This is a genomic window from Caballeronia mineralivorans PML1(12), from assembly GCF_001028175.1.
Classification (GTDB): domain Bacteria; phylum Pseudomonadota; class Gammaproteobacteria; order Burkholderiales; family Burkholderiaceae; genus Caballeronia; species Caballeronia mineralivorans.
In genome coordinates, this window is the sequence record NZ_AEJF01000060.1 from 1 (window position 1) to 2,279 (window position 2,279).

4 protein-coding genes and 1 pseudogene are annotated in these 2,279 nt (G+C 65.1%); 4 read left to right on the forward strand and 1 reads right to left on the reverse strand.

The features are described from left to right. On the reverse strand, positions 1 to 343 hold a 343-nt coding region (locus EOS_RS07590; protein WP_407639112.1), incomplete at its 3' end, for a cytochrome c biogenesis CcdA family protein. Between the two features lie 165 nt (positions 344 to 508). On the opposite strand from EOS_RS07590, the gene EOS_RS07595 reads away from it, so the two are divergent. The 4 genes and pseudogenes from EOS_RS07595 to EOS_RS07605 form a co-directional block, all read left to right on the forward strand. Next, complete coding sequence (locus tag EOS_RS07595; protein ID WP_047846001.1) at positions 509 to 880, forward strand: GFA family protein; 372 nt, start codon at positions 509 to 511, stop codon at positions 878 to 880. Further along, positions 877 to 999 (forward strand): hypothetical protein, encoded by a 123-nt coding sequence (locus EOS_RS48715; protein ID WP_268760295.1) that lies wholly within the window; start codon positions 877 to 879, stop codon positions 997 to 999. The genes EOS_RS07595 and EOS_RS48715 overlap by 4 nt, the downstream gene beginning before the upstream one ends. Positions 1,000 to 1,006: 7 nt before the next feature. Beyond that, positions 1,007 to 1,747, forward strand: a complete 741-nt coding sequence (locus tag EOS_RS07600) for a response regulator (RefSeq protein ID WP_047846002.1) — start codon at positions 1,007 to 1,009, stop codon at positions 1,745 to 1,747. Further along, positions 1,744 to 2,279 (forward strand): annotated as a pseudogene (locus EOS_RS07605) (two-component sensor histidine kinase); the annotation flags it as partial. The gene EOS_RS07600 and the pseudogene EOS_RS07605, both read left to right, overlap by 4 nt.

Genomic DNA, 2,279 nt, shown 5'->3' on the forward strand with positions numbered 1-2,279 from the left:
GCGGCGCCTGCAGGCTCGCGACGAGCCAGTCGTAGGGACGCGGCCACAGGCGCAGCAGCCCCGAGAGCCCGAGCAGCGCGATGGCTGAATTGCGCAGCGCCTGCTGTGCGACGTGGACCGTGCTGGAGACGGCGCCGAGCAGCATCGCTAACGAAGCGAAGGCCACGATGAAACCGGCGATGATGAAGAGCGGCCGCACGCGGTCCGGACGATCGACCGACGTGCCGAACAGGATCGGCATGACGGGCAGGATGCAGGGTGACGCAATGGTCAGCAGGCCGGCGAGGAAGGCGAGCGGGGCTTCAATGAGGTTGTGCACGATGACGGTCCGTTCGTTGAACATGACCGTATTCAAAGGTCCGCGCGTATCTGGTGTGTGTCCGCGGGTGGGCTGTCGTGCAATGTTTTGTATCCCGCGAAATGCCGGATACATTGCGATACAAAAGGCAGGCCGAATCGGGTTCGCGCCGCGCTATAACGCAGTCATCGATAGAACACGGAGAGACACATGAACACCGAAGTACTGCAGGGCGCCTGTCATTGCGGGCGCGTGAGATTCGAAGTCCGCACTGCCGTCGAGCCCGCGTCGCGCTGCAACTGCAGCCTGTGCCGACGCAAGGGTGCGCTGATGACACCGTCGTTCCCGGCCGATGATCTGAAGATTCTCGACGGCAGGGAGGCGCTCACGCTGTATCAGTTCAATACGCGCGTGGCGAAGCACTATTTCTGCAAGCACTGCGGCATCTACACGTTCCACCAGACGCGCATGGACCCGCGGCTCTGGCGCGTGAACATCGGTTGCCTGGAAGGCGTCGATCCGTATACGCTAAGCGCGAGCGTCACCGATGGAGCCAGCTCCTCCGTGGTGGAGGGCGCATGAGACGCATCCTCGCAATCGTCGCGTTCCTCGCGGGCGGGATCGCGGCTGAAATCACGCATCCGGTACTGTGTCATCTGATCGCGCCGGCCCGGGTGCTGATTAAACGCAGAAGGCAATGACCATCGAATGGAAAACACCGACCACGTACTGATTGTCGACGACGATCGCGGCATCCGCGAACTGATCGCCGCCTATCTGGAGAAGAACGGCATGCGCGTATCGCTTGCCGCAAATGGGCGGCAGATGCGCGCCGCGCTGGAGCAGGGTGCGCCCGACCTGATCGTGCTCGACCTCATGCTGCCCGGCGAGGACGGGCTCGTGTTATGCCGCGAACTACGCGCGAGCAAGTTCCGCGCGGTGCCCGTGCTGATGCTCACCGCACGCGATGAGGAAGCGGACCGCATTGTAGGGCTGGAGATGGGCGCCGACGATTATCTGCCGAAGCCGTTCGCCGTGCGTGAACTCATCGCGCGCATCCGCGCGGTGCTGCGCAGGACGCGCATGCTGCCACCGGGCATGGAAGTGAGCGAATCGGTTCAGATGCTGAGCTTCGGCGACTGGCGGCTCGACACCGTCGCACGCCATCTGCTCGACGAGAACGGCACGATGGTTGCGCTTTCGGGCGCCGAGTACCGCCTGCTCCGCGTGTTCCTCGATCATCCGCAGCGCGTGCTCACACGCGATCAGTTGCTCAACCTCACGCAAGGCCGCCAGGCCGATCCGTTCGACCGCTCGATCGACCTGCTGGTGAGCCGCCTGCGTCAGCGCCTGCGGGACGTCGCGCGCGAGCCGCGCTACATCAAGACGCTGCGAAGCGAAGGCTACGTGTTCTCCGCTGCAGTCGTGCCGGTCGAAGGTCCGAAATGAACCGGCATGCTCTGTTGCGCTTGCCGCGCACGCTGTTCGCGAGGCTCGCGCTGATTCTCTTCGTCGGGCTCGCACTCGCTCAGACGCTGTCGTTCTGGCTCACGATGACCGAGCGCGACCAGACGATGACCAACGTGATGATGGGTTACATCGAACGCGAGGTCGCGAGTTCGGTCGCGCTGCTCGATCGCCTGCCGCCTGACGAGCGCGCCGAGTGGCTTCCGCGCCTTGCGCGGCGCAGCTACAGCTTCATCCTCGGGCCGGGCGAGGGCGGAGCGCCGCCCGACGCGCGGCTATCTGAGCGGGCGGCGGAGTCGATCGCGGAAGGCATCGGCAAGCGCTATCCGCTGACCATGAACGCGATCCCCGGAGACAGCGAGCATCTGCAAGTGCACCTGCGCCTGAGCGACGGCTCGCCGCTCGCGATCGATCTGCGGCCGATGTCGGGCGCGCCGCTGTCGCGCTGGCTGCCGCTCGTGCTGGCGTTACAACTCGCCGTGCTTGCCGCGTGCTGCTGGCTCGCGGTGCGGCT

What these genes read in the sequence shown, in the direction of transcription:
- EOS_RS48715 (WP_268760295.1), top strand. Translation starts at nt 877, where the DNA reads ATGAGACGCATCCTCGCAATCGTCGCGTTCCTCGCGGGCGGGATCGCG.
- EOS_RS07595 (WP_047846001.1), top strand. Translation starts at nt 509, where the DNA reads ATGAACACCGAAGTACTGCAGGGCGCCTGTCATTGCGGGCGCGTGAGA.
- EOS_RS07600 (WP_047846002.1), top strand. Translation starts at nt 1,007, where the DNA reads ATGGAAAACACCGACCACGTACTGATTGTCGACGACGATCGCGGCATC.